The organism is Stenotrophomonas sp. P5_B8 (genome assembly GCF_054049855.1).
Map to the genome: position 1 here is coordinate 1 of NZ_JBFULO010000525.1, position 2290 is coordinate 2290.

3 protein-coding genes are annotated in these 2290 nt (G+C 68.1%); all 3 read left to right on the forward strand.

Annotated elements, in window-relative coordinates; genetic code table 11:
- Positions 1 to 419 (forward strand): ATPase, T2SS/T4P/T4SS family (locus tag ACXJKH_RS18910; protein WP_457321682.1); only part of this gene is annotated, 419 nt, incomplete at its 5' end.
- Positions 391 to 1110 carry a glutamine amidotransferase gene (locus ACXJKH_RS18915; protein WP_256776339.1) on the forward strand — a complete coding sequence of 240 codons (720 nt, stop codon included), beginning with the start codon at positions 391 to 393 and terminating at the stop codon, positions 1108 to 1110. The genes ACXJKH_RS18910 and ACXJKH_RS18915, both read left to right, overlap by 29 nt.
- A 127-nt stretch (positions 1111 to 1237) precedes the next feature.
- Positions 1238 to 2140: a BPSS1780 family membrane protein gene (locus ACXJKH_RS18920; protein WP_457321685.1), complete on the forward strand. Its 903-nt coding sequence runs from the start codon at positions 1238 to 1240 to the stop codon at positions 2138 to 2140.
- Positions 2141 to 2290: the final 150 nt, after the last annotated feature.

Genomic DNA, 2290 nt, shown 5'->3' on the forward strand with positions numbered 1-2290 from the left:
ACCTGCTGGCCTCCACCCTCAACGGCATCCTGGCCCAGCGCCTGGACCGCACCCTGTGCCCGAACTGCAAGGTGCCGCGCCCGCTCAGTGCGGCCCAATGGGCGGTGCTGGCTGATGGCGAAGAGGCATTACCTCAGGCGCCCACGCCATATGCGCCGGCCGGCTGCATCGACTGCCGGCGCACCGGTTTMCTCGGCCGGGTCGGGCTGTATGAGCTGCTGCCATTGGGTTCGCGGCTGCGCGCCCTGATCCGCGCGGACATGGATCTGGCCGCCTTCAACCGCGCCGCACGTGCTGAAGGGGTGCGAACCCTGCGCCGCGCGGGACTTGAAAAGGTGGCCGCAGGGCTGACTACAATCGAGGAAGTCCTGTCAGTGCTGCCGCCCCCGGATGAATTCCGCCCCGTTCCTGATTCTTGAAACCGGCCAACCCGTCGCCTCGCTGCGTCGCTACGGGCGGTTTCCGCATTGGATCCGCGTCGCCGCCGGCCTGGATGCCGACGAAACGGTTGTGGTCGATGTCGAACACGGCGGGGCCCTGCCCGACCACCGCAACTTCGCCGGGGTGATCGTCACCGGCTCGGCCGCCTACGTTACCGACCGCGCCGACTGGAGCGAACGCAGCGCGCAGTGGCTACGCGGCGCCGTCCACGACGACCGGCCGGTGTTCGGCATCTGCTACGGCCACCAGTTGCTGGCGCATGCCCTCGGTGGCGAGGTGGCCTACAACCCGGCCGGGCGTGAGTCGGGCACCATCGAACTGGCGCTGGATCCGTCGGCCAGCACAGACCCGTTGTTCGCCGGGCTGCCCGAGCGCTTCCCGGCCCACGCCACCCACCTGCAGACGGTGCTGCGCGCCCCCGACGGTGCGGCGATCCTGGCGCGTTCGGCACAGGACAACTGCCATGCCTTCCGCTTCGGCCGCCAGGCCTGGGGCGTGCAGTTCCATCCCGAGTTCGCCACCCACCACATGCGCGGCTACGTCCGCGCCCGCGCCGAGTGCATCCGCAGCCATGGCGGGTGCGCGCGCAGCGTCGCCCGTGGGGTCAGTGCCGCGCCGCTGGCACGCCAGCTGCTGCGCCGTTTCGTACGCCAGGCACGCAACGCCTGAGCATCCTGCCGGGCCGCGCGATGCAGTGTCCCGGGCAACGCGTCCGGCCTTCAGGTGACGCGCACGGAAAACAGGGATAATCGATCGGATTCGGGGCGCGCGTGCCCCTCCCCTGTTCCGGAATGGTATGAGCGAGATTCGCAAGCTGCCCGCCTCGGCGGGCGCCCAATGGCTGCTGGACGCTTTCTCCCTGTATGGCCGCGCGCCGCTGCAACTGGCGGTGCTGGGCGTGATCGGCATGATCGTCAGCTCGCTGATCCTGGTGCTGGCGCAGCTGTTGCCCGGTTGGCTCGGGCTGCTGGTGCAGCTGTTGTCGCTGGCGGTGGGCCCGCTGGTGTTCGGCGGCATGCTGTGGGCGGTCAGCGAGATCGACCAGGGCCACCGGGCGCTGCCCACCCACCTGCTGCAACCCATCCGCGACCGTCGCGTCACCCACCTGCTGGTGCCGCTGGCCATCCAGCTCATCGCGGTGATCGCACTGGGCACCCTGCTGTTCGCCCTGATCGGTAGCGACGGCCTGACCGCCTCCAGCGACATGCTGCACAAGATGCAGCAGCTGCAGCAGTCCGGCACCCAGCCCAGCAACGAGCAGATCCTGGCGCTGATGGCCGACGCACCGGTCAAGCGCATCCTGCTGTGGATCCTGATCACCTTCGCCACCTTCGTGGCGCTGAGCATGGCCATGTTCACCCAGCCGGCGCTGGTGGTGTTCGACCGCCAAAGCGGCATGCATGCGCTGCGCATGAGCCTGCAGGGTTGCCTGGAAAACTTCGGCGCGATGGCGGTGTTCATGGTGMTCGGCCTGATCGCGGCGCTGTGCATCTATTTCCTGGTGTTCATCCTGATGCAGCTGGCGCTGTTGTTCGGCGGCATGGGCGCGGCGGCATTCGTGGTGCAGTTGTCGATGAGCACGGTGATCATGCCGCTGTATGTCGGCGCGGTGTATGCGGCCTGGAAGCAGATGTTCGCCCACCGTGGCCGTACCCCGCCGCCGCCGGTTCCCGGCCCAAGCAACGTGTTCGCGGCCTGATCGACAAACAAAAACCCCGGCAGATGCCGGGGTTTTTATTTGCGCCCTCGCCGTAGAGCCGACCGTTGGTCGGCTGCCTTTGATCGACTGCCTTCAATCGGCCACAGCGACGATCAGCTGCCGTAACCCGACGCCCCATTACCCATCACC